Source organism: Brumimicrobium salinarum (genome assembly GCF_002844555.1).
Lineage (GTDB): Bacteria > Bacteroidota > Bacteroidia > Flavobacteriales_D > Crocinitomicaceae > Brumimicrobium > Brumimicrobium salinarum.
On the sequence record NZ_PJNI01000002.1, the window covers coordinates 262,790 to 288,670 of the forward strand.

The 25,881-nt window shown below is 33.6% G+C and carries 25 protein-coding genes, 3 tRNA genes and 1 pseudogene; 13 read left to right on the top strand and 16 right to left on the bottom strand.

From position 1 onward, the window contains the following. The first annotated feature begins 25 nt into the window (after positions 1 to 25). Positions 26 to 364 (top strand): STAS domain-containing protein, encoded by a 339-nt coding sequence (locus CW751_RS04170; RefSeq protein ID WP_101333744.1) that lies wholly within the window; start codon positions 26 to 28, stop codon positions 362 to 364. After that, positions 364 to 1,275, top strand: coding sequence for a ribonuclease Z (locus CW751_RS04175; protein WP_101333745.1), 912 nt, complete (start codon positions 364 to 366; stop codon positions 1,273 to 1,275). Before CW751_RS04170 ends, CW751_RS04175 begins: the two co-directional genes overlap by 1 nt. A gap of 27 nt (positions 1,276 to 1,302) precedes the next feature. Here CW751_RS04175 and CW751_RS04180 read toward each other — a convergent pair whose 3' ends face one another. Then, entirely contained in the window at positions 1,303 to 2,109 is an 807-nt protein-coding gene (locus CW751_RS04180; protein WP_205677778.1) for a M15 family metallopeptidase, read from the bottom strand. A gap of 115 nt (positions 2,110 to 2,224) precedes the next feature. Between CW751_RS04180 and CW751_RS04185 the strand changes: the two genes are divergently transcribed. The 7 genes from CW751_RS04185 to CW751_RS04215 all read left to right on the top strand — a co-directional run bounded on the left by CW751_RS04185 (position 2,225) and on the right by CW751_RS04215 (position 8,281). Further along, positions 2,225 to 2,566 carry a DUF3276 family protein gene (locus CW751_RS04185; protein WP_101333746.1) on the top strand — a complete coding sequence of 114 codons (342 nt, stop codon included), beginning with the start codon at positions 2,225 to 2,227 and terminating at the stop codon, positions 2,564 to 2,566. Positions 2,567 to 2,682: 116 nt separating this feature from the next. Then, complete coding sequence (locus tag CW751_RS04190) at positions 2,683 to 3,495, top strand: ParA family protein (protein WP_101333747.1); 813 nt, start codon at positions 2,683 to 2,685, stop codon at positions 3,493 to 3,495. Then, positions 3,485 to 4,390 (top strand): ParB/RepB/Spo0J family partition protein, encoded by a 906-nt coding sequence (locus CW751_RS04195; protein ID WP_101333748.1) that lies wholly within the window; start codon positions 3,485 to 3,487, stop codon positions 4,388 to 4,390. The genes CW751_RS04190 and CW751_RS04195 overlap by 11 nt, the downstream gene beginning before the upstream one ends. Before the next feature lie 16 nt (positions 4,391 to 4,406). After that, on the top strand, positions 4,407 to 4,973 hold the full coding sequence (locus tag CW751_RS04200) for a DUF5683 domain-containing protein (protein WP_133122120.1): 567 nt from the start codon (positions 4,407 to 4,409) through the stop codon (positions 4,971 to 4,973). Between the two features lie 60 nt (positions 4,974 to 5,033). Further along, on the top strand, positions 5,034 to 5,771 hold the full coding sequence (gene dapB, locus CW751_RS04205) for a 4-hydroxy-tetrahydrodipicolinate reductase (RefSeq protein ID WP_101333750.1): 738 nt from the start codon (positions 5,034 to 5,036) through the stop codon (positions 5,769 to 5,771). Between the two features lie 12 nt (positions 5,772 to 5,783). Then, positions 5,784 to 7,685: a signal peptidase I gene (lepB, locus tag CW751_RS04210; RefSeq protein WP_101333751.1), complete on the top strand. Its 1,902-nt coding sequence runs from the start codon at positions 5,784 to 5,786 to the stop codon at positions 7,683 to 7,685. Then, the gene (locus CW751_RS04215) at positions 7,685 to 8,281 is read left to right on the top strand and encodes a WbqC family protein (protein WP_165779216.1); all 597 of its coding nucleotides are present in this window, start codon (positions 7,685 to 7,687) and stop codon (positions 8,279 to 8,281) included. The genes lepB and CW751_RS04215 overlap by 1 nt, the downstream gene beginning before the upstream one ends. Before the next feature lie 542 nt (positions 8,282 to 8,823). On the opposite strand, the gene CW751_RS04220 is transcribed toward CW751_RS04215, so the two are convergent. The 4 genes from CW751_RS04220 to CW751_RS04235 all read right to left on the bottom strand — a co-directional run bounded on the left by CW751_RS04220 (position 8,824) and on the right by CW751_RS04235 (position 10,019). Beyond that, entirely contained in the window at positions 8,824 to 8,976 is a 153-nt protein-coding gene (locus CW751_RS04220; protein WP_240612526.1) for a transposase, read from the bottom strand. 672 nt (positions 8,977 to 9,648) lie between these two features. Beyond that, positions 9,649 to 9,721 (bottom strand) — tRNA-Lys (locus CW751_RS04225). Positions 9,722 to 9,797: 76 nt separating this feature from the next. Further along, positions 9,798 to 9,870 (bottom strand) — tRNA-Lys (locus CW751_RS04230). Positions 9,871 to 9,946: 76 nt separating this feature from the next. Next, positions 9,947 to 10,019: transfer RNA gene (locus CW751_RS04235), tRNA-Lys, on the bottom strand. Positions 10,020 to 10,356: 337 nt separating this feature from the next. Here CW751_RS04235 and CW751_RS04240 point away from each other — a divergent pair. After that, positions 10,357 to 10,872 carry a shikimate kinase gene (locus CW751_RS04240; protein WP_101333752.1) on the top strand — a complete coding sequence of 172 codons (516 nt, stop codon included), beginning with the start codon at positions 10,357 to 10,359 and terminating at the stop codon, positions 10,870 to 10,872. On the opposite strand, the gene CW751_RS04245 is transcribed toward CW751_RS04240, so the two are convergent. The 4 genes and pseudogenes from CW751_RS04245 to proC all read right to left on the bottom strand — a co-directional run bounded on the left by CW751_RS04245 (position 10,867) and on the right by proC (position 14,444). Continuing rightward, complete coding sequence (locus CW751_RS04245; protein WP_101333753.1) at positions 10,867 to 11,253, bottom strand: SpoIIAA family protein; 387 nt, start codon at positions 11,251 to 11,253, stop codon at positions 10,867 to 10,869. The genes CW751_RS04240 and CW751_RS04245 overlap by 6 nt on opposite strands. A 314-nt stretch (positions 11,254 to 11,567) precedes the next feature. After that, positions 11,568 to 12,764 carry a glutamate-5-semialdehyde dehydrogenase gene (locus CW751_RS04250; protein WP_101333754.1) on the bottom strand — a complete coding sequence of 399 codons (1,197 nt, stop codon included), beginning with the start codon at positions 12,762 to 12,764 and terminating at the stop codon, positions 11,568 to 11,570. Positions 12,765 to 12,808: 44 nt separating this feature from the next. Further along, positions 12,809 to 13,588, bottom strand: a complete 780-nt coding sequence (gene proB / locus CW751_RS04255) for a glutamate 5-kinase (protein WP_101333755.1) — start codon at positions 13,586 to 13,588, stop codon at positions 12,809 to 12,811. A 47-nt stretch (positions 13,589 to 13,635) separates the two neighbouring features. Then, positions 13,636 to 14,444: pseudogene (gene proC / locus CW751_RS04260) on the bottom strand (pyrroline-5-carboxylate reductase). 437 nt (positions 14,445 to 14,881) lie between these two features. Between proC and CW751_RS04265 the strand changes: the two are divergent. Beyond that, positions 14,882 to 15,742, top strand: a complete 861-nt coding sequence (locus tag CW751_RS04265; protein ID WP_240612527.1) for a glycosyltransferase family 9 protein — start codon at positions 14,882 to 14,884, stop codon at positions 15,740 to 15,742. Positions 15,743 to 15,907: 165 nt separating this feature from the next. On the opposite strand, the gene CW751_RS04270 is transcribed toward CW751_RS04265, so the two are convergent. From CW751_RS04270 to CW751_RS04300, 7 genes are all read right to left on the bottom strand, one after another. After that, positions 15,908 to 17,953, bottom strand: coding sequence for a T9SS type B sorting domain-containing protein (locus CW751_RS04270; RefSeq protein ID WP_101333756.1), 2,046 nt, complete (start codon positions 17,951 to 17,953; stop codon positions 15,908 to 15,910). A 10-nt stretch (positions 17,954 to 17,963) separates the two neighbouring features. After that, entirely contained in the window at positions 17,964 to 18,380 is a 417-nt protein-coding gene (locus CW751_RS04275) for a hypothetical protein (RefSeq protein ID WP_101333757.1), read from the bottom strand. Between the two features lie 160 nt (positions 18,381 to 18,540). After that, positions 18,541 to 18,759 carry a DUF3820 family protein gene (locus CW751_RS04280; protein ID WP_101333758.1) on the bottom strand — a complete coding sequence of 73 codons (219 nt, stop codon included), beginning with the start codon at positions 18,757 to 18,759 and terminating at the stop codon, positions 18,541 to 18,543. A gap of 13 nt (positions 18,760 to 18,772) precedes the next feature. Further along, entirely contained in the window at positions 18,773 to 20,227 is a 1,455-nt protein-coding gene (locus tag CW751_RS04285) for an aminoacyl-histidine dipeptidase (RefSeq protein ID WP_101333759.1), read from the bottom strand. A gap of 94 nt (positions 20,228 to 20,321) precedes the next feature. Then, positions 20,322 to 22,010 carry an energy-dependent translational throttle protein EttA gene (ettA, locus tag CW751_RS04290; protein WP_101333760.1) on the bottom strand — a complete coding sequence of 563 codons (1,689 nt, stop codon included), beginning with the start codon at positions 22,008 to 22,010 and terminating at the stop codon, positions 20,322 to 20,324. Between the two features lie 151 nt (positions 22,011 to 22,161). After that, on the bottom strand, positions 22,162 to 23,652 hold the full coding sequence (locus CW751_RS04295; RefSeq protein WP_101333761.1) for a potassium/proton antiporter: 1,491 nt from the start codon (positions 23,650 to 23,652) through the stop codon (positions 22,162 to 22,164). Positions 23,653 to 23,707: 55 nt separating this feature from the next. Beyond that, a complete protein-coding gene (locus tag CW751_RS04300; RefSeq protein WP_101333762.1) occupies positions 23,708 to 24,190 on the bottom strand; it encodes a DUF2452 domain-containing protein in 483 nt (160 codons plus the stop codon). A gap of 166 nt (positions 24,191 to 24,356) precedes the next feature. Between CW751_RS04300 and CW751_RS04305 the strand changes: the two genes are divergently transcribed. Beyond that, positions 24,357 to 25,172, top strand: a complete 816-nt coding sequence (locus CW751_RS04305) for an enoyl-ACP reductase FabI (RefSeq protein WP_101333763.1) — start codon at positions 24,357 to 24,359, stop codon at positions 25,170 to 25,172. Between the two features lie 280 nt (positions 25,173 to 25,452). Then, positions 25,453 to 25,827, top strand: coding sequence for a DUF5684 domain-containing protein (locus CW751_RS04310; protein ID WP_101333764.1), 375 nt, complete (start codon positions 25,453 to 25,455; stop codon positions 25,825 to 25,827). Positions 25,828 to 25,881 lie beyond the last annotated feature (54 nt).

Consider the following 25,881-nt stretch of genomic DNA (forward strand, 5'->3'; position numbering starts at 1 on the left):
AAATTTGGGGAAACGAAGCATAAATATGAATTTGAAAATCACACATCAAAGTAATTACGCCATTATTGCGACTACAGATGAAAAGTTAAACAGCTTAAACGCACCTGCGCTTAAGGAGGAGGTTATTTCCTTAAACAAAAGTAACGTTAGTAATTTGATTTTAGATTTAAGTCAAACTTCATATTGTGACTCTTCAGGTTTAAGTGCGATCTTAGTGGCTAATCGATTATGTAAAAACTCCAATGGAAAGTGTGTCCTTTTTGGGTTACAGCCCAATGTTAAAAAAATGATTGAAATTGCACAACTCCATCGTGTTTTAGCCATATCTAAATCCTTAGATGAAGCTGTAAATATGATTGATTAATGAGTTTTAAAGTTACCATTCTCGGAACTGGAGCTGCTGTACCTACATTAAGTAGAGGAACTACTTCTCAAATGATCAACTGTCAGCAACGATCTATTCTGATAGATTGTGGAGAAGCTACTCAGATCCAAATGCGTAAATTCAAAGTTAAATTTCAAAATGTTCAACTCATCTTAATCTCCCATTTACATGGTGATCATGTTTTTGGATTGCCCGGTTTAATAAGTACAATGCAACTATTAGGTCGAAAAAAAGCACTCACAATTATAGGTCCTAAGGGAATTAAAGCATTTCTTCTTACTCAATTTAAAATCGTAGGACTTTACAATGGTTTTCCAATTCATTTTTCTGAATTAGACGAAAAACAAGAGGGGATAATTTTTGAAGATAAATGTCTAAAAATATCTACTTTTCCGTTAAAACATCGCATACCAACTCATGGATATAGAATTGATGAAAAACCTGGAAAAAGAAGATTAAACAAACAAGCTTTTGACCAAACAGGAGTGAGCAATTCCTACATTGAAAAACTTCTTTCTGGCGCAGATATTAAAGATAATTCGGGAGTTATTGTTAAATCTGAAGATGTAACCTACCCGCATAAACCAACGAAGTCTTATGCATTTTGTTCGGACACCGCTTATCACCTTCCAATTATAAACCACATTAAAAATATTGATTTGCTTTATCACGAAGCAACATTTATAGATAAGGAAGGCGACCGAGCAGTTGAGACTTATCACTCCACAGCTAAACAAGCCGCAGCAATAGCGTTAAAAGCAAAGGCTAAAAGATTGATATTAGGTCATTTTTCTGCCAGATATAAAAATATGGAAACACATTTGGAGGAAGCACAAACAATCTTTGATTCTGTATTTATACCATCAGATGGAGAGGTTTTTAATATTTAGTTTTTCAAACATACTCCGTCGATTGATTTACTCAATAATTTCGAACAATTCTTTAGCTTTTTTACGTGAAAATGCATTAAAATGCCACCACTCTGTTTGAATCACCCAAAAACCACCTGCACGCATAACTTGACGAAGTAACTTTCTGTTTTGTACTTGAACTTCTGTCAAGGCTCCAGATTTTAAAAATCGATCTTCATGTCTGGGATAGGCAATTTTACGCAGATCATCATATCCTGCCCCCATATCTAAAGGATTTTTTGAAAACTTATTTGCAATCGTTAGATCAACCGCACAACCATAATTATGAATGCTGCCATTTGCTGGATTACTCACAAATTTAACGCGCTCCGAAAAAGGAATTGTATCTAGGGCATCCCACATGGCTTGTTGAACAGAACGAGGTCGTGTTCCATCAAAAACCAATAATGTTAAAGTTGGATCTATTTCCTGTAGGGCTTTTTGTGCTTTAGATAGTCGCTCTGCAACAACTTTTTGAAGATATACTTTTGGGTAATTTTTATACAAAACCTGTCCCATAAAATTGTCTTTCGTAGCATACTTAACATCAATATGAATGGTAGAATCGATTTTTTGAATATCAACCAATCCAGCTGCAATCATTTTCTGTTCTAATTTACTCGGCTTTTTATTAATTGTTACCTCCTCTTCGATTCTACTTGTATCTTCTAGTTTTTCCTTTTCCCAAATTTGGTGTTGCTTTGCTGCTAAGCTATCTTTAGATTTTTCATTTTGAATAATTGTTTGACTCCCCTCAGATTGACAAGCGAAGAGAAAGGTTGAAATGCAGAATAGAAAATAAATTGACCTCATAAATTTTTAATTTGATATACACTTACAAAATTAAAGTTATTAACAACTTAGAAAAATAGTTGCAAGAAAGAAATAAAAGCAAAATATTTGTAAATTAGTGATTAAACACGATAAAATGAAAGAGAAGCAAGATTTCAACACAAGACAGGAAGTTGATTCTACCGTAGTTAAAGCAGGGAAGCGGACCTATTTTTTTGATATAAAAGCAACCAAAAACAATGATTTATATCTGACGATAACAGAAAGTAAAAAATCGTTCAATGAAGGTAAGCCCACATTTCAAAAACATAAGATTTTTCTTTACAAAGAGGATTTTGAAAAGTTTAGGTCAGCTTTTGATACATCAATGGAAAAAATTGAAACACTTAAACAGGAAGCAAAATATCAAGAAAACAACGATGTTTTAACTGATGATGTATCTGGTTATTCCTCAGTAGATTTTGAGGATTTAGATTAAAGTCCCTCAAATATTTCTTAAAATCTATTACTTTTATTTATCATTTCGATACATGGAATAAATTTTATTCCGTATCTTGTTCAATCATTTGTACTATTATTAAAACTTAATAAAATATGGGGAAGATAATTGCGATTGCAAATCAGAAAGGCGGGGTTGGAAAAACAACTACAGCTGTTAATTTAGGAGGTAGTTTTGGTGTGTTAGAACATAAAACGCTGATTGTAGATGCAGACCCACAAGCAAACGCTACATCGGGTGTTGGATTTGATCCTTCACAGACAAAGAATATTTATGACTGCTTAATTAATGATGTTCATCCTTCGGAAGTTATCTTAACGACAGAAAACCCTAATTTAGATATTTTACCATCTCACATTGATTTAGTGGGGGCAGAATTAGAGATGATTAACATGCCAGGTCGTGAGGGATTGATGAAAAAGGTGTTAGATAAAATCAAAGATAAATACGATTTTATTTTAATAGACTGTTCTCCTTCGTTAGGATTGATTACCGTTAACGCGCTTACTGCTGCTAATTCTGTAATTGTTCCAGTTCAATCAGAGTATTATTCATTAGAAGGTCTGGGAAAACTTTTGAATACAATAAAGATTATTCAAGGTAGACTCAATACTGATTTAGACATAGAGGGTATTCTTATCACTTTATATGACACAAGGTTAAGACTTGCTAATCACGTTGTTGAGGAATTAAAAACACATTTCCAAGATTTAGTTTTTGATACAGTCATTCATCGAAATACGAACTTAGCGGAAGCTCCTTCACATGGTTCAACGATCATTATGCACGATGCTACGAGTAAGGGAGCGATCAACTATCTTAACCTAGCACGTGAAATTATTCAACGTCACGAAGCAAATAAATTAAAAGAAGAAAACAATAAAATTTCATTAGAAGATGAGCTCTAATTCTAAAAAACGTCCGGCACTTGGAAAAGGATTAAGTGCATTATTGGAAAGTTCTCAAACAGATATCACGTCAGATGATTTATCTGATGCGTCGGTATTGGGCTCTGTGGCTCTTTTACCTATAAGTGCAATAGAAGCCAACCCTTTTAATCCACGAACAAGATTTGAGGAAGATGCTTTGCAAGAATTAACTGATTCCATTGCTACGCATGGTATTATTCAGCCTATTACCGTAAGGAAATTAGGTAGAAACAAATACCAACTTATTTCGGGTGAAAGAAGATTTAAGGCCTCACAAAAAGCTGGTTTGAAGGAAATCCCAGCATATATAAGAGTTGCAAATGATCAAACGATGCTAGAAATGGCTCTAGTAGAGAACATACAACGTCAAGATCTTAATGCAATAGAAGTCGCACTGTCCTATCACCGTTTAATTCAAGAGTGTAATTTAACCCAAGAAAAGTTAGCACAACAAATATCTAAAAGCAGAACCTCAATCACTAATCATTTAAGATTATTAAAATTACCCGCTAAAATACAATTGGCCGTTCGAGAAAATGAAATATCAATGGGTCATGCACGTGCTTTAGTAGGAATTGATGATGGTGATTTTCAAATTTCTCTTTTTGATCGTGTTATTGAGGAAAAACTTTCAGTTCGTGATTTAGAACAATTGATAAGAGACGATAAAAATCCCGCTGAAGAAAAACAACCGAATAAAAAGGAAGAAAAACCAGTGGTTACGGAACAACAATCAGATTTTACTCAAGAATTTTCGGATAAAGTAGCCGCAAAGGTGCAAATCAAAAAGCAACCCACAGGAAATGGAAAGTTAATTATTAATTTTAATTCTGAGGTGGATTTGAATCGAATCATAGAAATTCTGAATGATTAAATCCATGCGATTTTACATGATATTCATATTGCTGTTTAGTAGTTATGTCTGTGCACAAAATACAGGAGATTCCTTAGCGATAATTGAAAACAATTTAGTTGAAACGAAGGTTAAAGATACTACGCACTCACCTCAAAAAGCAGCATTATTGTCACTTGTTCCTGGAGCTGGTCAAATTTATAATCATATAGCTATGCCGAAGGGCAAAAAAAAAGCTTTTTGGAAAGTTCCACTAATTTATGCTGGTCTCGGAGCCACTGGATATTTTGCGATTCAAAATCATATAGAACAAAAAGCACTTAAAGAAGAATATGAATTCCGTGCAAAAAATGAAGTTCCTAATTTACAGAAATATGCACAATATGATCAACAGGGAGTCTTAACATTATTTGAAAACACAAGACGTTCAAGAGATTTGATGATTTTTGCTTTTATAGCAGTTTACGGTCTTAATGTTTTAGATGCTCATGTAGAAGCACATTTTGTTGAGTTTGATGTTTCAGATGATTTAACTTTTAATATTAAACCACGCATGCATGATTTTAGAACGCCAGGAATTGCATTAAGCTTTAATTTTCGTTAATAATCAATTACAGTATGAAAGAGATACTTAAATTTACACCATTATAAAATTGTTCAGATCATGAAGATTATACTTGTGGGTTATGGAAAAATGGGCAAAGAGATTGAACGCATCGCACTTGAACGCGGACATGAAATTGTGGGAAAAGCAACTGCTCATAGTCCATTGTGTGATGAATTGATTTCAGACATAGATGTAGCCATTGATTTTTCTACACCAGACAGTGTTATCTCTAATATTAATTTTTTATTATCCAGAAATATCCCTTCAGTTATTGGAACAACTGGATGGCATGACGCCTACAAAGCCATTGAAAATAAAGTGAAAAACACTAATGGGGCATTAGTTCATGCATCAAATTTTAGTGTAGGCGTTAATCTATTTTTTAAACTCAATGAGCAACTTGCACGTTTAATGCAACCCTACACAGATTACAAAGCAGAAATTTCTGAAATACATCATACTGAAAAAAAGGACGCACCGAGTGGAACGGCAATTACTTTAGCTAAAGGAATTATTGAAAACAACACTACGTATACGGATTGGATTTGTCCGCAAAGTGAAAAACTATCACAAAGAGAATCAAACGACCCTCATCCGTTACCTATTGAAGCGATTCGAAAAGCGGATGTAAAAGGAACACATACCCTCACCTACTCTTCAACAATAGATACAATTTCCATTAAGCATGAAGCGCATAACCGCAAGGGTTTTGCCTTAGGCGCAGTCATTGCTGCAGAATGGATCAAAAATAAAAAAGGAATATTTACCATGAAAGACGTGCTTGATCTTTCATAAAATTTTAACAAAATGTCTGCATTATATTTTTACTTATTTTTCTTGTTTTATCCGTACATCGCGATGTGGTGGAAGAGCTTTCCAAAAGCAGGACGTAAATCTTGGGAAGCATTTATACCGGGTTACAACTATGCAATTGCTTCAAAAATAGCAGGTCAACAAGCGTGGTGGGCACTATTGATGATTATACCAGGAATTCATATCATCATGTGGATGATTTTTAACGTAAGTTATATTCGTAAACACGGATTTTTCTCCTTATGGGATACGTTACAAGGGATTTTCTTTCCATTTATCATTATGTCGAAAATCGCAAACGATGAAAACATAAAACCTGAGTTTACAACCGATTGGGAAAATCAAAAAGACATTGAAAGAAGAAAAAATGGAGACCATTTGGTTTTATTTTTGACACTACCAATCATTGGACACCTAGTAGCTCTTACACTCGGAGCCCTTCAAAAGAAAAAGAAAGGAAGAAAAACCATAATTAAAGAATGGGGTGATAGTATTCTATTTGCTTTAATTGCTGCCAGTGCAATCAGAACCTATGTTTTTGAGCCATTTCAAATTCCAACAGGATCAATGGAGAAAACATTATTAGTGGGAGATTTTTTAGTTGTGAACAAAGTTGCTTATGGTTCTAAAGTTCCTGTAACTCCACTATCTTTCCCTTTAGTTCATAATACAATACCTTGGATAAATGTTAAATCTTATACACAAATAGAAAAATTAGAATATACACGTCTTCCAGGTTGGACTGATGTTCAAAATTATGATGTTGTGGTATTTAACTATCCTTCTGGAGATACCGCTGTTTATGACCCAAGAATGCCAAATGGACTTATGGGACACGATTATCATGGAATCGTGAATAGCGAAGCCCGAAGACTATTTGAAGAATCGATAGATCGTAATAAAATACCTAACAGTAATGCACTTCTTCAAGAGCGAAGAAAAAAACTGTCCACCCAATATAATGGACAAGTATTGGATAGTGTTATGCAATTAGAAGCTCAAAAGTTAGACCGCAATTTACAGAAAAAGATAGAAGGAATTTACGGTGAGTTTATTGACAATATTGATTTTTGGAAGAATAAAGCTCGACATGAAATTGCAGTCAACAAACGCACTTTTTCAAATGGAGAAGGAAGAATGATTGATCATTATGGAGTAGTCTATCGACCAGTGGATAAGCGTGAAAACTACATTAAACGCTGTATCGGAATTGCAGGAGATTCTATAGAAATAAGAGATGCGCAAGTTTATGTAAATGGAAAAAAAGCGCCTATTTTTGAATATCAAAACCTACAATTCAGAGTTAAAAACATCAATATACCATCGCCTCGCGTTATGAAAGCTAAATATGGTTTAGAAATCAATCGAGATTATTATAATAATGGTCAAGTTATGAACTTGACAGCATCTGAATTAGATATGCTAAAAAAAGATTATCCTGACGCAATATTTGAATTGGTTAATCCACAACGAAAAAATGTAAAACAACAATCCGCATCAGAAAAAGTAAATAACTTAAATTATTATCCAAAATCATTTAATCACAACAATACTGTAGCCAATTTTGAATCTTTTTGGGTGCCAAAAAAAGGCGTAACAATTGAATTAACACCGCACAACGTTGCATGGTATGAACGTGTAATTACTGCTTATGAATTACATGATTTTGAAGAAAAAGACGGTGCGTATTACATTGATGGTAAAAAAACATCTACATACACCTTTGAAATGAATTACTACTGGATGATGGGAGACAATCGATATAATTCTGCTGATTCAAGAGTCTGGGGGTTTGTTCCCGAAGATCACATTGTGGGTAAAGCATCAATGGTTTGGTATTCCAAAGATCCGAATGGAGGAGTTAGATGGAATCGTTTATTTACAGGGATAAAATAATGTTTTATTCAACCAATTACTTTGGGACTATCCCCTACTTTCAATCTATAGCTCGGCAAACTGCAATAACTATAGACATTCATGAGCACTATAAAAAACAATCATGGAGAAGTAGAACGCAAATTTTAGAAAGCAACGGGCCCATGTACCTCAGCGTTCCTGTTATTCGTCCTAATGGTAGTCAATCTTTGGTTTCTGAAATTGAAGTTTCAACCGATCCTGGTTGGAGAAAAGACCATTGGAAAGCAATTGAAAGTAGTTATAAGCATGCACCATATTTTTTTTATTACGGTCCACAGCTAAAAAACCTCATAGAGCAAAAAGAAAAATTTTTATATACGTTTAACCATGAAATACTGAAACAACTATTAATTTGGTTAGACCTTGATGTTGAAGTTTCATTTTCAAATCAATACATACAACCTGAAAATCGTGAAGATCCTAGGATAAAACTAGATCAAAAAACTTATGCGATCGAACAAAAACGGTATATTCAGGTATTTTCAGATAAGCTTCCCTTCTCTCCTAACCTTTCCATTATTGATTTGTTATTGAATCAAGGTCCATTGGCTAGAAATTATCTTATTCCACGATAAAGAATTTTGGTTTTTCTTTTAATTATGGTATAGATAAAACGAGACATTTACACATAACCCTATAATATTAACTTTGTTGTGATGCATTGAGTTTGCCAAATCAGCTAACGCCACGAATATCCAAAAATATATATTTAATATTGTCTTGATAAGGTGGATTTATCAAGCATTTATTTCAAAATCAAAGATAATACTACTAAAAATATTTTTATGTGAAGAATAAGCATATTTAATTGAATTGATACACTTTTTCAGCATCGACATAACCATTTGTAAATCAAATTAATATACTCAAGCTTTATATATAAATAATATTAAAAATAAAATTTTAACATTTTTTTTAATTTACACGCTTGTTTATCAAAGATATTTAAGTACCTTTACACTGATTTAGGTGGTTAGGTTAGGTTGATTAGCGAGAGGGAAAGGACGCCTGTTCATTCCCTCTCGCGTTTTTATACACATATATTAAGTTTCCATCCACCAATACATTCAAATATAAGATCAAGACTAATTATTGGGGATTAGGTATAAATATTAATCTATCTAAATATAAAATATTCCACATTTCGAACTCCACTAAACTGTGATCTAAAGGCTTTAATTTTATCATTAAAAGACTCAACAGCTGCTTTTGCACTTCTGTATCCAAAGTAGTTTACAATTGTTGTGTAATTTAACTGAAAAGTATTCACTATCGTATTAAAACTCTTAAACCTGACTTTCTACACCTTCATACCAGTGAGCTAGCTTGGTCAGTACTATGCCTTTTTCGGTGTTATAGTTATAAATCAACCTTAATTATTGACTTAAGTAGTAAACAGCTTTTTACCAGAAACACCAAAGAAATCACCAATGGTGTTACAGTCAATTACTTTAGTATTGATTAATTTCTTTTAAAAAAGACGGAATTACTCAGTCATTCTCTTTCCCTTAGTAACCACATTCCAATCACGTTGAATTATCTCACCACTATTCGTATCAGTCCATCTAAGGTGTTTACATGAAGAAAAACGAACTTTCTCTTAGAGAGAAAATCTTGTATGATAATTTCTTTGTGAAACCCTTTGGATACTCTAATGACCGATCAGAAAACTCTTGAGGTTGTGTTTTCTTTTTCTCAAAATAAGGCTCTAATATTTTCAGAGTTTTGCTCAGATTTATCTAAATCAAAGTGCTCAACAATCATCTCAGGTAAAATCAACTTTAATAAATCAATATAGTTTTCCATTAGGGGAATTTTACGGTAAAAAAATAAAATTTATTTTAATCCCTCCCCAACTTTTGAGACTGATCCGGTTTTCCATTACATTTGATGCTATATAACAAAAAAAGCCTCCCACCGAGAGTTCGGGGGAGGCTTTTAGTGATCCCGCTGGGGCTCGAACCCAGGACCACCTCCTTAAAAGGGAGGTGCTCTACCAACTGAGCTACGGAATCGAATTTAGTTTTAAATTCATAAAATGCGCATAAAGAGTCTTTCAACTTCTTAAGACATGTTTTGTATATTTCAATGTGATCCCGCTGGGGCTCGAACCCAGGACCACCTCCTTAAAAGGGAGGTGCTCTACCAACTGAGCTACGGAATCGAATTTAGTTTTAAATTCATAAAATGCGCATAAAGAGTCTTTCAACTTCTTAAGACATGTTTTGTATATTTCAATGTGATCCCGCTGGGGCTCGAACCCAGGACCACCTCCTTAAAAGGGAGGTGCTCTACCAACTGAGCTACGGAATCATTCGCTAACAATCTAAAAAAACCGTTGTTTTTGTGTGTGATTGCGGGTGCAAATATAGCGTCATAATTTAGATTGACAAGGGGTAAACACATTTTTTTAATATTTTTTTTTGTAAAATTTTAAAGTGATTAGTTTTAAAGTGATTACAAAACTGTTTTTTTTAATATTTGGTTTAACTAAGACAGTAGTGTCTATAACTCGCTTGTGTTTATATTGATCAAACATTCTTTAATAAAATTTACTTTTATTTAATTATTTACACATTAGAAAACTGCTTAATTCTATTTTTTCAAAGTAATCTTAAAATTCTATGATAAAATAGATAATTTTGGAAACATGGACGCAAAAAATATATTCTTCATTGGTTTTATGGGGGCAGGAAAAACAACCTTAGCCAAAAAACTAGCTAACAGATTAAATCGTGAATTTATAGATACAGACAAAGAAATAGAAAAGACATGGAATATGTCTATACCTCAGATTTTTTCGGAACACGGAGAATTATTTTTTAGAACGCAAGAATCTTTATTGTTAAATCAATTAATCAAGAAGAAACAAAACAGTATCATTTCTGTGGGAGGTGGTTTACCCTGCCACAACAACAATATGAAGCTAATGAATGATAATGGTCTTACATTTTATTTGAAGCGACCTACAAAAGAGTTGTTTCAAAGATTAAGAAATGTAAAGCAATCTAGGCCCTTAATTCAAGCATTAAGTGATAGTGAATTATCAGCGTTTATTGAAGATAAGATCAAAGAAAGAAGTGTATTTTACGAAGGAGCAAAAGTTATTTTAACGCGCGAACAACAAAACGTTAAATCATTAGCAGAACTATTATCCAAACTATAGAAGACTTGAAGTAAGCCATTCAACAGCTTCATCACGTGATTTAAAAAGTTTTGTATTTGTGGTTCTTTCATGCTTTAACATATGCCCCATTAAAAGCTGCATAGGTAAACTAGTGACAACGATTGCCGTTTTATTAACCTCCTTATTATGCTCAAAAAAATATTCAAAAGCTTCTTCTGTTGGAAAAGTGAAGCTTCCAGTAGCGTCCATTAGAACTTTGTACGGTTTACCATTACTGTTATTTATGAAAAAATCAAATTGTTGACGCGTCTCCTCTAAATCATATACAGATGTCGTATCTTTTAAAGTAAATAAAAAAAATCCACGCTCATCTTTTATAATGTGCGCTACTGGACTGTCAAATTCAACCTTGTTTTTCATCACTTTTTTTATCTCATGCAGCTCAAATATATATTTAATAATTGAAACAACAACATGTTTATTAAATCATTTATAGATTTATCCTAAATATTTCAAAAAACAGCCTTTTGAACGAATGGTTGTTTTATTAAGCTAAAACACCACTTTCACCATGGTGAATGCCGTGTTTAATTTTTCTTACCAAAACAGGAGAATGGTTTAATAAAACAAAACGGTTCCTAAATTGAATTACTTTAGATTGACAACTTTATCAAATCTAATCTATCAATTCAGGAACCGTTTAACTAATTTTCCTTTCGTAGATTTCTAGTCACCTATCTTATTTGTCCATCTCCAAAAACATAATATTTGTTTGTTGTCAATTGTTTTAAACCTAATGGTCCTCTATGATGAAGTTTATCTGTACTTATTGCCAATTCTGCACCAACTCCCATGGCTCCACCATCAGTAAAACGTGATGAAGCATTTTGATATACTGCAGCACTATCAATTTGTTCCATGAAAGTCATCGCTTCATTTCTATCCTCAGTCATAATTATACAAGAGTGTTTTCCTGAGTTTTCATTAATAAGCTGAATTGCATTATCCATTGAATCCACAGTTCCTATAAGAATTTTCATTGCCAAAAACTCTTCTTTCCACACATCTTTACTTTCAATTTTGTTTTTTCCAGTGAGTACTTTTTGGGTTGCCTCATCAACAATAATTTCTACCCCTTCTTTTTCAAGTGTCTTTTCTAAATCTTTTAATTTAGCGTCGTATGATGGAATATTTTTATCAATTAAGACATTATCTAATGCATTACATGCAGATGTTTTATCTGTTTTCGCATTGAGTAGGACTTTCATCGTTTTGTCCCAATCAGCTTGTGGTGATACATACATAAAATTGTTACCACGACCTGAGATGAGTACAGCACATTTGGCGTGTTGTTTTACAAAATCAATAAGCCGTTCTCCACCTCTTGGTACAATTAAGTCAAGCTTTTCGGTTGGATTTCTTAGGAATTCTTGCGTTTCATCCCTGTTCATTTCCAACATTTTAATCCAATTTTCATCTAAATTATTTTCAGCTAATGCTTCATGCCAGCATTTAACAAGAACTTTGTTGGAATTGTAGGCCTCTCGCCCACCCTTTAAAAGTATTTTATTATTTGCTTTAAAAGCTAAAACAGCAGCTTCAATAGTAACATCTGGTCGTGATTCATAAATAATCATAATCGTCCCAAATGGATCAGTTTTATTAATTATTTCTAATCCATTTTTCAATTTTATATCAGAGATTTTTCTACCTACAGGGTCTTCTTGACCTTTAACCTCTTTGATCGCTTGAATCATTCCGTCGATCTTCTCATCATTTACAACTAATCGGTCATAAAGTGCTTGATCATCTCTTTCAAATGCATCTAAATCTTTTTTATTTTCTGCTAATATTTCTGATCTTTTACTATCAATAATATCCATCATTGATTGTAAAACTTGATTTTTCTTGTCTGATTTTAAGAATTTCATATTTGTTGTATTTTTTATTGTAAAAATTTGTTTTGAAGATAAATTTATTCTTGGGTGAACTTGGTTCCTACCTTTTTACCATTGACTATATCAATAATAATATCTTCTTCCTTCCCATTTGCTATGAATGTCGGTATTTCTTTTTTGGCAGTCGATTTCGCTATCTTTAATTTAGACTCCATGCCTCCACGACCTTCACCTTCACCTTTTTCATTTTCTTGAACGTATTGCTCAACGTTTTCATCTCCTTTAACTTGATGTAACAATTCAGAATCGTTTGCTTCAGGATGTCCTGTATAAAGTCCGTCAATGTCTGTTAACATGATCATCATATCCGCATCAACAAGCTCTGCAACTAGACTTGCCAATTCGTCATTATCGGAAAACATTGACATTGTTAGAGAAACTGCATCATCTTCGTTGGCAATTGGAACAATTCCCTCGTACAATAAAGCTTCATAACAATTAATCATATTATCACGATACTCACCCGGAGCAAAATCACGTTTTGTCGCCAAAACCTGAGCACAACGCATCCCAAAATCATGAAACATTGAGTAATAATGTCTCATTAAACGTGGTTGTCCCACCGATGAAAAAACTTGTCTTCTGGTAGTAGGATCTACAGCCGAACAGTCCCCTAACACTTCTTTACCTGCAATTGCAGATCCTGATGATACTAGGATGGTAATGATATCTCTCTCGTATAGGTAGGCTATTTGGCGAACTAAATTTTTTAGTATTGGACCAACAATTCTATTGTTTTTGTTGGTCATTACATTCGTTCCTACTTTAATAACTACTCTTTTCTTGAATTTTTGCAAAACTTAATTTGTATTGGTTAATATATTGTTTATTTGATATTCTATTTTTATTCTGGATCCTTCCCTAATTCGACAGCTCTATTAAATGCTGCATAAGCCGCATCTTTTATTAACTCCTTCACATTGTTATCCTCCATCGAATCTAAAGCTGCTTGCGTTGTTCCTCCTTTAGAAGCAACTCTATCCATCCATTTTTGTGGTGAAATATTCGATTCATTAAATAATTTAACCGCCCCTTCAAATGTTGCACTTACTAAAACTTTAGAATCATTATCTGAAAAGCCCATTTTTTTGCAGCTTCCAGCATTGAATTCATAAAATAAAAAACGTAAGCAGGTCCACTACCTGATATCCCTGTTGATTTATCAATAAATTTCTCTGTTTCTACATGAATAGACTCGCCTGTCGTATCTAATAAATTTCGAACCATTAACAGTTCTACCCTAGATACAGCTTCTGACTCCGTAAATGAAGTAACGCCTAATCCAACTTTTGCAGGTAAATTTGGCATTGTTCGTACAACTTTTGGAACACCTAAATGATCTTTTATAAAGTCGATTGTTACTCCAGCCATTAAAGACACAAAAACTTGTTGGTCACTTACCATGCTTTTCATTTTTTCAAATAATTCGACACAGTGATAAGGTTTAACGGCAATAAATATAATATCGGCCGATGGAAGACAATCTTCTAATTTATCGAACACTTCAAATTCAGGATTTTCTCTTAATTTCTCTTGCGTCTCAGGGCTTAAATCTTGAATCATCAACTTTCTTCTGTTCAATAATGGAGATTTTGACATCCCTTCTGAGTAGGTCAACCCCATGTTTCCACCTCCTATTACTAGTACTTTCATTAATTTATTTTTTATTAAGTTTAATTAATAATATGCAACAACTGTTCTAAACTTATTTTACATATAAAATAGTTTATATATTGTAAATCTCCTTACATTTTTAACAAGCAAAAACCTGTTTAACAGATCAATACGTAAAATTGACATTCTATCATGTTATTCTGTCAGGACTTGCAATCTACCAAGCAAAAGATAATAAATTTTATGGCTTTACCTCACGGTTTTGTAATAAATTATAGTTGGAATGGATACCAATTCAATAAAACACAATATAATTTAGCAAAAACAGCAAGCTTTATTTCATTTTTGATTAACGCTTTAGCGCTCATAATAATATGCTTAAAAGATAATTTATAAGCCTTGTAATATACACCGTTTCATCACTTAAATTGCTAGGTAAATGATAATGCTGAAATAGAGTTTTGTATATTTGGCATATGCAAAGATTTTTAATCATACAAACTGCATTTTTAGGCGATGTGATTTTGGCTACTCCTGTTATATCTGAATTAAAAAGAATATATCCGGAAGCTATGATTGATATTGTAGTTCGAAAAGGAAATGAATCTTTGTTGAACAACAATCCAATGATAGGAAACGTATTTGTTTGGAATAAAACAAAAGGCAAATACAAAAGTTTATTTGAAACCATAAAATCGATTCGTAAACAAACTTATACGGAGGTTTTTACTTTACAACGATTTACCAATGCTGGTTTAATGACATTTTTTGCAAAGTCAAAACGAAAAATAGGATTTGATAAAAATGCATTTTCACGCATGTATACGAAAACTGTTCCTCATTCATTATTAGATGGATCACATGAAGTAGAACGAAATTTAAGGCTTATTGAACATCACCAAGCACATCCATTAATTAGACCTTCCCTATTTCCTTCATTTTCTGACTTTAAAGCGGTCTCAAAATATAAAGGTAAAACCTATTTTTGTCTAGCTCCTGCTTCTGTATGGGAGACAAAAAAACTTCCGTTTCATCAATGGATTAAATTAATTAAGATTCTATTGAATGAGGACAGCAAGGTATATCTTTTAGGCGGTCCAAATGATTTTGATTTATGTAAATCTTTACAAAACGAATTCAATGGAAATGTAATCAATTTGGCTGGTAAGCTTAGTTTATTACAAAGTGCTGCTTTGATGAAAGATGCAAAAATGAATTATGTAAATGATTCTGGTCCACTTCATATCGCATCCGCTATGAATGCTCCTACCCGAGCTTTTTTTGCTCAACTGTTCCAAGTTTTGGTTTTGGTCCGCTCGCTGAAGATTCTAAGGTAATTGAAATATCGAAATCTCTCTCTTGTCGCCCATGCGGCTTTCATGGTAAAAAAGCGTGTCCTTTGGGTCATTTTGAATGCGGAAACTTAATAGAAATAACAGAAAATACTATTTCATAAAAAAAGGCGACAATTCGTCGCCTTTTAATTTAATTATTAAAAAAGTTTATTCGTTAACCACTTGTACAAAACCATGCTTTTGAATTGAAGCACCTTTTAGCGTTTCAAAATTCAGCTTATAAAAGAACGTACCATCACTTACTGGATTGCCTGCTTTATTTTTTCCATCCCATACAAAGTTAGGATCATCAAAAGTTTGAATTACATTCCCCCATCTATTTAAAATGACAATTTCAAAATCCGTTATTGTTTCAAAAGCAGAAAGGTATGTGATATAAAACCCATCATTTACATTATCTCCATTTGGTGTTACAATGTTAGGAATCTCTAATACAACATCTGGAAATTCAACAAGAATAGTTTGCGTAAATGTATTTGAACATCCATTTGCATCTGTTCCCGTATGCACAACATCATAAGAACCAGCTTCTAAGAAAGAATTATAAAGCGTATCATTTAAAGCATTGCTTGTATTTCCATCTGCAAAGTCCCAAAAATTATCTACTAAATTAGAGGCATCTTGGTAGAAAGTAACGTCAAGAACAGGTTCTCCAATCATTGGATTAGCCGTAAATGATACATCTGGAGCAGGATTAATATTGACTGTTTGTGTTATTTCGCCATTACATTCAACATTTACACCGTCTACAATTAAGGTTACATCATAATTTCCAGAACCATCAAAAGTGTAGGTAGCATCAGTAGAGTAAATAGTATCTGGATCGTTTTCAAAAATCCATCGAGAATTTTCAAAATTCCCTAGAGATTCATTTGTAAAAGTTACTTCCTCCCCTTCACAAGGATTATCAAAATCAAATAATGCATAAGGAGAAGGCTCAACAAAAATATTTATAGTAGTATCATCGACACATCCATAGATTGTTTCAACAGAAAGTGAAACATCATAAAAACCAACACCAGAAAACTCAAAACTTGGATTTTCCTCTGTTGATGTTGCTCCTTGATTATCAAAGTTCCAATACCAAGAATCCACATCAAAACCAGGCGGAAGTTCCGTTGAATCTATAAAGTTCGTAGGTACACCTTGACATAAAGGATCAGCAACAAAATTAGCATTTGGAATAGGATGCATTCCAAAATCTATTGTGTCACTTGCCGTACAACCAGGATAAGTTCCATCTACAATATCAACATAATATATACCTGTCGTAACATTTTCTATTGTATTGTCTGTATCTCCATTGTTCCACAAGAAATCATACGTTCCACTTCCTCCTACAGGGTTTGATACAAGATTTGTGTCTCGAATACCGCAAAAAGAAGTGTCATTTGGTAAATTAGGATCAATAACACCAAACATATCAATTTCAGCATAACAAGTATCTGAAACTCCATCGGTAAAAATCACATTATAGTTTTGAACATTTTGAGTAATACATTCGTTTCTGGTATCAGTATCGGTTATTCCGTCAACGTCCCAATCATAGTAATAGGTGTTACAAAGGTTTCCGAGCACTGTAACATTATCAATTCCCCAATGATCGTTATAAGTATCTGTAGCCTCTGGTTGCGACCAACGAAACATAGTAGATGTAGTTTGAGCGGCTGGGGGTATTGTAAAACAATAATTATCCCAAGTATAATAGGGACCAGATTTATTATTTGTTGGCTCAAAATAAAAAATATTTACCCAAGTTGATCCGCCATCTATAGAATAATCCAAATGAACACCTTCATCTGTTTCATCGGGGTCTTCACAATCGCTTGTACTGTTATCATCTCCAGCAAAATCCAAGTCAAAACAAATATCTCCTCCACATGTCATATCATAAGCTGTAGTTATAAGGGTACGTGGAAAAACTACATCACCAAACCAAGCAGCGGGTGTACCGTCGAGAGTTGGTCCACATGGATTAGAAAACAATACGCTCGCCGTTGAAGACCATCCAGGACCAATGGTTCCGTTGTTAAAGTCTTCATACAGTAAGGTGTCTTGGGCTACACCTACTGCAACCAAATCAACACAATCTCCACAATCAACAGAGTCTGAGACTGTTTCAATGGTTACTGAACATTGGGAGTATGACCAATAGGAAAATGTTAATAATAAAAATGTTAATAATAATCTCATAATATAAAGTTTAGTAGTTTATTGATATTGATTCTAATGTTTGCATAGTTTCCGAAGCTTTTTTACCGCTCTTTCCCACTAAAAACTGTTTGAATAAAACTAATTTCCGCAATTCTTTATAATCACCTTTAAGGGTTTGACCTGGAGCCAAGGTAATAGACTGGTCTTGGTCACGAGATGCAGTATTTTTTATTGCACCTTGATTGATCCGAAAATTGAACACAGGAGTAAAAGTTAGTTGTTCATCTGAAGTGTTTGTGATTTCCAAGGCATAATACTCATTAAATCTGTCGTTTACTTCATCAGCATATTTCTCGACCGTCACTTTATAAGTTAACTTATCATCTGATCCTGAATAAATTGCTTCTTGAGCTTTTAATCCTGTAAAAAACAAGGATAGTAGCAAAATACATAATAGTTTTTTCATTGTGTTTAGTTTAATTAATTTTTATAAATAAAATAAAAATTTGAATTTTTTATTAAAAAGATAATAACCTTTCTTAAAAAAGACGACTACAAATAAAAGAAAGTTGCATTAGTCCAAAAAAAAAAACAGGATAATCAACTACTCAATTAAAATAAGAACCTTACTTTCTAATCAAAGGTCGTATTAAACCCTCTAAGCCATTGACTTTAATTTCATACATCAATTGCATTTGACTGCCCAATTTTCCTTTTGGGAATCCTTTTGATCGGTACCATACGTAGTAAGTTTCTGGGATTTCAACCAGAAAACGCCCTTTGAATTTTCCAAAGGGCATTTTCATATTGGCTAAATCTATTAATTCTTGCTGATTTCCTATCATCGTAAGGATTCAATTATTTTTTCGGTGTTTCTTTTAGGATTTCAAGAAGAAAATCCCAAAACTTTTGCACTGAACTAATTTGAACTTTTTCGTCAGGTGAATGTGGATGACGAATATTTGGTCCGAATGAAATCATGTCTACTCCAGGTAGGTGAGTTCCTAAAATACCACATTCTAATCCAGCGTGACATGCCATTACATTAGGCTTTTTGTTGAAACGTTTTTCATACATTTCTCGCATTGTTTTTAGAATCGCAGAATCTGGATTTGGCTCCCATCCAGGATAATCTCCCGTTTGTTCCACATCTGCACCTAATAAATCGAATACAGAACGAATGGTTCTCGCGATATCCGCTTTTGTAGATTCAACACTACTTCTTTGAAGTGACTTACTTTCAAAAACACCGTCTTTAATGATTACCTGTGCAAGAGAACTTGATGTTTCTACGAGATTATCGAAATTTAAACTCATTTTAAAAACACCGTTATGTACAGCGTTTATTGCACGTAACATTGCGTTTTTATCATGTTGCGCCACCATTTTTGAAGGTGTATCTACTGTGGAACATAGGATTTCGATTCCCGTTTCAACAGGAGTATATTCACTAATAAAAGTAGATTCACATTCTTTGAGATAAGCTTCAAAATCATTCTCTTTTGCTGTAGGAACAGAGATAAAGGCCACAGCTTCTCTAGGAATAGCATTTCTTAATCCACCTCCTTCAATTTCGTGTAAGTATAAATCACCGCCGAATTCAATTAAGAAACGTCCCATCAATTTATTGGCATTGGCTCTACCAGAATCAATATCCATTCCTGAATGTCCACCTTTTAATCCTTTAATTTCGATCTTAAATGAACTTACATCTGATGCTGTTTCAACTTGTTCATATTCATATCGTGTGTTGGTGTCAATTCCACCTGCACATCCAATGCTTATTTCTTCATCATCTTCTGTATCAAGATTCAATAAAATTGTTCCTTCATAAAAAGAAGGGTCTAATTCTTTTGCTCCTGTCATTCCAGTTTCCTCATCTACGGTAAACATCGCTTCTAAAGCTGGATGCGGAATGTCAGAACTAGCCAAAAGTCCCATGATAGAAGAAACTCCGATACCGTTGTCTGCTCCTAAAGTTGTTCCTTTTGCTTTTACCCAATCTCCATCAACAAACATTTTTATTCCCTCTTTATCAAAGTCGAAATCAGTATCGTTGTTTTTTTGATGCACCATATCCACATGAGATTGCAGAATTACCGTTTGTCGATCCTCCATTCCAGCAGTGGCCGGTTTTTTAATAATGATATTACCTATTTTATCTGTTGCGGTTTCAAGGCCTAAGCTTTTTCCAAAGTCAACCATGAATTGAATCACGCGTTCTTCTTTCTTACTTGGTCTAGGAACTTCATTTAAATTCGCAAAGTTCTCCCAAATCGCTTTTGGTTCTAATGCTCTTACTTCGTTTGACATAATTTTTTTTGTATTTTATTTTCTAGTCAGTTAATATGATGATTTCGAGAAATAAAGTTATTTACTTTTAAACTTTAACTCTTGCCCCCTCATTCTAATCCACTGTTAATTTTCTGTATTTTAATCGCTTTGGAGTTTGATCACCCAGTCTTTTCTTTTTGTTTTCTTCGTATTCGGAGAAGCTTCCTTCAAAAGAATATACTTTAGAGTCTCCTTCGAATGCGAGTATATGAGTACAAATTCTATCCAAGAACCATCTGTCGTGAGAAATAACAACCACACAACCTGCGAAATTCATTATTCCTTCTTCTAATGCTCTTAGTGTGTTGATATCTATATCGTTAGTTGGCTCATCTAAAAGTAATACATTCGCTTCTGTTTTAAGCGTCATGGCAAGATGTAAACGGTTTCGTTCACCTCCTGAAAGAACGCCTACTTTTTTGTTTTGGTCTGAACCTGAAAAAGCAAACTTTGATAAATACGCTCTGGCATTGATTTTTTGCCCTCCTATTTCAATCAATTCAGCACCATCTGAAACAACGTCATAAATAGATTTTTCAGGATCTAAATCTGCATGCGCTTGATCAACATAACCGATTTCAACAGTTTCTCCAACCTTAAACTCTCCAGAATCAGGTTGTAGTTCATCCATTATCATTTTGAATATGGTTGTTTTTCCGGCTCCGTTTGGACCAACAATACCTACAATTCCGTTGGGAGGCAAACTAAAATTAAGATCATCATAAAGCAGTTTATCACCAAAAGATTTGGCCACATTTATTGCATCAATAACGTTATTTCCTAAACGTGGACCATTTGGAATAGGAATTTCAAGTTTTTGTTCTTTTTGCTTTGAATCCTCAGCCATTAATCTGTCGTAGTTACTCAAACGTGCTTTGTTTTTGGCATGTCGACCTTTCGGATTCATTCTAACCCATTCTAGCTCGCTGTCAAGCATTTTCTTTCTCTTCGACTCCGTTTTTTCCTCTTGAGCAAGACGTTTAGACTTTTGATCCAACCAAGAAGAGTAATTCCCCTTCCATGGAATACCTTCACCACGGTCTAATTCAAGAATCCATCCTGCTACGTTGTCTAGGAAGTAACGGTCGTGAGTTACCGCAATTACAGTTCCTTTATATTGTTGTAAATGCTGCTCTAACCAATGAATTGACTCAGCATCCAAGTGGTTAGTTGGCTCATCCAACAATAAGATATCGGGTTTCTGTAATAATAATCGTGTTAAAGCAACTCTACGGCGTTCACCACCTGACAAATGCTCAACAGATTGATCGTCTGGCGGACATCTTAAAGCATCCATTGCTCTATCTAGTTGTGCATCCAATTCCCATGCATCTACTGCATCGATTTGGTCTTGTACTTGGCCTTGTCTTGTAATGAGTTTTTCCATTTTATCTGGATCATTCATTACTTCTTCGTCCATGAAAGAATTGTTGATTTCCTCATATTCTTTAAGGATATCTACAGTTTCTTGAACACCTTCCATTACGATTTCTTTTACCGTTTTCGTCGGGTCAAGCTCTGGTTCCTGAGGTAAATAACCAACAGTATATCCATCAGAAATTGACAAATCTCCAATAAAAGATTTATCTAATCCAGCAATGATTTTCATTACTGTAGATTTACCAGATCCATTTAATCCGATAATTCCAATTTTAGCACCGTAATAAAAAGACAGTGAAATATCTTTTATAATTTGTTTTCCTGCTGGAGTAGATTTACTCACTCCCATCATGGAAAATATAACTTTTTTATCGTCTGACATATTGAAAATTTAGTGTCCCAAATGTAAGGAATTTAATTGATAATGGAAGGGTGATGATTAACAATTCCCCTCAGTTCTATGAGTGCGGTGGATTCTTCCTAAAAGGATAAAGAAAGCAAATGCTCAGATACGATGTTTATAAGCTTTGTGCTTAATTATTTTCTTCTGGCTGACTAATTACTTTTGTTTCCAAACAGCCTAATACTTGGTCAAATCCTTCTAAATCATCAGAAAGCACAACGAGCACATCGTTAGGTTCTATAATTGTTGAGCCATCGGGGGTGATAAAATGTTCGTTTCTTTTAATTAACGCGATGACAGCAGATTTAGGTAAACCTAGTTTTACCACCTTATTTCCAATTGCAATACAGTTTTCTGTAACATGCACTTCTTGCATAATTGCTTTTGGTGAGTTGGTAATGAACCTGTCGTACTCTGTTACAATTTTCTGTCCATCGGTTTTTACTACTTTTAACCATTTAGCGAATATTCCTAAGGTTGTACCTTGCAACAAAACAGAAGTTACAGAAAAAAAGAAAACGATGTTAAACATCATATTTGCTTTATCGATTCCTGCAATTAAAGGATAGGTTGCAAATACGATAGGTACAGCACCACGAAGTCCAACCCATGAAATATAAAACCTTCGTTTCATCTTCATTTTGAAAGGAATCAAACTGATGAAAACAGCTAAAGGACGAGCAATAAAAATAAGGAAAAGTGAAATTAATAGTCCTATCCCCATGAAAGGCATTACTTGTGACGGAAACACTAATAATCCGAGCGTTAAGAACAAGATAATTTGCATTAACCACGCCAAACCATCATACATTTTAAGAATGGTCTTTTTGTGAATTAAATCTTGATTTCCAAGATAAACCGCACAAATGTAAATCGCTAAGAAACCATTTCCACCTAGTGAATCCGTTGCTGAAAAGGTAATGAACATTAAGGCGATTACCAAGACAGGATAAAGTCCTTCAAAGCCTAGTTTAATGTTGTTGATCAAATACTTACTTATTCTTCCAAAAGCAAAACCTGCAATTGCACCCAAGGACATTTGCAGCAGAAACATGGGGATAATAGAAACAAAACTTTGGTCTTGGTTAATAACTAAAGTCAAAAATGAAATGACCAAAACATAGGCCATTGGGTCGTTACTTCCACTTTCTAACTCTAAAGTTGGACGTAAGTTTGTTTTTAGTGCAATATCTTTCGATCTTAAAATAGAAAAAACTGCTGCGGCATCAGTTGAGGAAACAATAGAACCTAAAAGTAAACTCTCGTAAATGGTGAAATCTGTTAACCAAAAAACAAATAGTCCGAGTGACATTGCAGTAAGGAAAACGCCAAGAGTTGAAAGTGCTATTCCTTCTTTAAGAATTGGTTTTACTGTTTTCCAATTGGTATCTAATCCACCCGAAAATAAAATAAAGTTGAGTGAAACAATTCCTATAAACTGAGCAATTTGCGGATCGTTGAACTTAATTCCTGCTATTCCGTCAGAACCTGCCATCATTCCAATTGTGAGAAAAAGAAGCAAGGTAGGCACACCAAAACGAGAAGAAGTTTTACCTATAATAATACTTATAAATAAAAGCAAAGAACCAATTAACAGAATATTTTCAATGGTTAAAATCATGTGATAAATATTGAATACTAAATGTTATATATAATTCGCAAATACAAGTTGCACTTTACAACTCAATATCCTTAGATTTTTCAAGAATGTCCCATGTATGATCTGCAAGCAATTGGACAGTAGCTACAAATTCAAAACGTTTTTTTGATCTTCCCCACTGGTCAGGAGCAATTAAAGAAAGAAGATACGTTTTATTCTCTTTTTGATACAAATGATAAATATGATTAATCAAAGGCTCAAATCGCATTTCGGCATTATAAATTTTTTCAGAAATAACTTTTCTATCTTGTAATCCCTTTGCTTGTTCTGCCAATAGATTCATTTGATCGTAAAGCTGCTTGAGTTGCATATCCGTTTGGTGTTCCATGGCATTTAGAGCCCTTCCCTTTAATCTTCCTTCGTCTTCTGGTTTCACCAGAGCGCTTCCCTGTGTATGCGGATACGGCAAGTTATGCGGATTTTCCGTAATATGATCTGGATCAATTGGATTAATAAAATCTTCGTTATTATTTTTCTTGTCTTTTTTATTTTCAGACATATCGTTTATTAATTTATCAAATATGAATTCATTGAAAAATTCTTTTCAACACCTATAACACGAATATAAAGAATTGGTTTAATTCAATGTCAACTTTTTCCTATTTGTTTTTATTGGCTTTAAAGATTCAAGAAGTTTTCTATTTTTGTAATTAAAGAAATATAAAATGGCGAACAATTTATTAAAAGGAAAACGAGGAATTATTTTTGGTGCATTGAATGACAAGTCAATCGCATGGAAGGTAGCCGAACTTGCACACGCTGAAGGAGCAAAATTTGTTTTAACGAATGCTCCTATTGCAATGCGCATGGGGCAAATACAAGAATTAGCAGATAAAACAAACAGTGAAATTATTCCGGCTGATGCTACAAGTGACGAAGACATCTCTAATTTAATCGATCAATCGATGGAAATTCTTGGAGGAAAAATTGATTTTGTACTTCATTCAATTGGAATGTCACCAAATGTTAGAAAAGGCAAACATTATACTGACTTAAATTATAAGTTTTATAGTCAAAGTTTAGATATCTCAGCAACGTCTTTACATAAAATTCTATCTATTTCAATGAAAAAAGATGCAATTAGTGAATGGGGATCTGTTTTAGCATTAACGTATATTGCAGCTCAACGAATTTTCCCAGATTATAACGATATGGCTGATGCAAAATCATTACTTGAATCTATTTCTCGAAGTTTTGGTTACCATTATGGAATTAAAAATAAAGTGCGTATCAATACGATATCGCAATCCCCTACTCCAACAACAGCTGGAGAAGGAATCAAAGGTTTTGATGAATTTGTTTCTTTTAGTGACAAAATGAGTCCGTTAGGAAATGCCAGTGCTGAGGCTTGTGCAGATTATTGTGTTACCATGTTTTCAGATTACACAAAATACGTTACCATGCAAAACCTCTTCCACGATGGTGGATTTAGTTCTACAGGAGTAACACAAGAAGTAATTGATAAGTTTACTGAAGAATAACATTATTGAATAGGAGGATTTACTTTCCTCCTATTTTTATTAACCATATAAGCTATGTAATCAACTGTATAAAACTTGCACCGAAATCGTATTGATCACTTACTTTTAGTTATTTACAATAAAATTAAATACCCAAAAAAAATAGATTTACGTAAAATTAAGTGTTAATAATATAATTAAATTATTATTTTTGAAAATAGTGAAGACAAGCCTCACTTTAAAAACAGGGCGTATCCGAAAAGCCACATGAGTAGGGAAATTTAAAAACATACTATTTATTATGGAAAGTTTAGCACAAATTATTGGAATTTTACTTTATTTAGGCATCATTGTTTTGATGATTGCATCATTATGGACAATCTATTCAAAAGCTGGAAAGCCTGGTTGGGCAGCAATAATCCCTATTTATAACATTGTTGTATTATTGGAAATTGTTGGACGTCCTATTTGGTGGATCATACTCATGCTGATTCCAATTGTAAATATTATCGTTTCAATTATTGTCTATAATGACCTATCAAAAGCATTTGGTAAAGATGTTGGCTATACAATTGGAATAATTTTCCTTCCATTTATCTTTTTACCTATGTTGGCTTTTGGAGATGCAAAATATAAAAACGCTGTAACTGAAGATTCAGATTTACTGGATCAATAGCGCATAAAAAGCATATAGATTTTTTTAAATGAACACTTCGGTGTTCATTTTTTT

Excerpts from the sequence above, each read along its gene's own strand:
- CW751_RS04170 (WP_101333744.1), top strand. The coding sequence starts at position 26 with ATGAATTTGAAAATCACACATCAAAGTAATTACGCCATTATTGCGACT.
- CW751_RS04175 (WP_101333745.1), top strand. The coding sequence starts at position 364 with ATGAGTTTTAAAGTTACCATTCTCGGAACTGGAGCTGCTGTACCTACA.
- CW751_RS04180 (WP_205677778.1), bottom strand. The coding sequence starts at position 2,109 with ATGAGGTCAATTTATTTTCTATTCTGCATTTCAACCTTTCTCTTCGCT.
- CW751_RS04185 (WP_101333746.1), top strand. The coding sequence starts at position 2,225 with ATGAAAGAGAAGCAAGATTTCAACACAAGACAGGAAGTTGATTCTACC.
- CW751_RS04190 (WP_101333747.1), top strand. The coding sequence starts at position 2,683 with ATGGGGAAGATAATTGCGATTGCAAATCAGAAAGGCGGGGTTGGAAAA.
- CW751_RS04195 (WP_101333748.1), top strand. The coding sequence starts at position 3,485 with ATGAGCTCTAATTCTAAAAAACGTCCGGCACTTGGAAAAGGATTAAGT.
- CW751_RS04200 (WP_133122120.1), top strand. The coding sequence starts at position 4,407 with ATGATATTCATATTGCTGTTTAGTAGTTATGTCTGTGCACAAAATACA.
- dapB (WP_101333750.1), top strand. The coding sequence starts at position 5,034 with ATGAAGATTATACTTGTGGGTTATGGAAAAATGGGCAAAGAGATTGAA.
- lepB (WP_101333751.1), top strand. The coding sequence starts at position 5,784 with ATGTCTGCATTATATTTTTACTTATTTTTCTTGTTTTATCCGTACATC.
- CW751_RS04215 (WP_165779216.1), top strand. The coding sequence starts at position 7,685 with ATGTTTTATTCAACCAATTACTTTGGGACTATCCCCTACTTTCAATCT.
- CW751_RS04240 (WP_101333752.1), top strand. The coding sequence starts at position 10,357 with ATGGACGCAAAAAATATATTCTTCATTGGTTTTATGGGGGCAGGAAAA.
- CW751_RS04245 (WP_101333753.1), bottom strand. The coding sequence starts at position 11,253 with ATGAAAAACAAGGTTGAATTTGACAGTCCAGTAGCGCACATTATAAAA.
- CW751_RS04250 (WP_101333754.1), bottom strand. The coding sequence starts at position 12,764 with ATGAAATTCTTAAAATCAGACAAGAAAAATCAAGTTTTACAATCAATG.
- CW751_RS04265 (WP_240612527.1), top strand. The coding sequence starts at position 14,882 with ATGCAAAGATTTTTAATCATACAAACTGCATTTTTAGGCGATGTGATT.
- CW751_RS04270 (WP_101333756.1), bottom strand. The coding sequence starts at position 17,953 with ATGAGATTATTATTAACATTTTTATTATTAACATTTTCCTATTGGTCA.
- CW751_RS04275 (WP_101333757.1), bottom strand. The coding sequence starts at position 18,380 with ATGAAAAAACTATTATGTATTTTGCTACTATCCTTGTTTTTTACAGGA.
- CW751_RS04280 (WP_101333758.1), bottom strand. The coding sequence starts at position 18,759 with ATGATAGGAAATCAGCAAGAATTAATAGATTTAGCCAATATGAAAATG.
- CW751_RS04285 (WP_101333759.1), bottom strand. The coding sequence starts at position 20,227 with ATGTCAAACGAAGTAAGAGCATTAGAACCAAAAGCGATTTGGGAGAAC.
- ettA (WP_101333760.1), bottom strand. The coding sequence starts at position 22,010 with ATGTCAGACGATAAAAAAGTTATATTTTCCATGATGGGAGTGAGTAAA.
- CW751_RS04295 (WP_101333761.1), bottom strand. The coding sequence starts at position 23,652 with ATGATTTTAACCATTGAAAATATTCTGTTAATTGGTTCTTTGCTTTTA.
- CW751_RS04300 (WP_101333762.1), bottom strand. The coding sequence starts at position 24,190 with ATGTCTGAAAATAAAAAAGACAAGAAAAATAATAACGAAGATTTTATT.
- CW751_RS04305 (WP_101333763.1), top strand. The coding sequence starts at position 24,357 with ATGGCGAACAATTTATTAAAAGGAAAACGAGGAATTATTTTTGGTGCA.
- CW751_RS04310 (WP_101333764.1), top strand. The coding sequence starts at position 25,453 with ATGGAAAGTTTAGCACAAATTATTGGAATTTTACTTTATTTAGGCATC.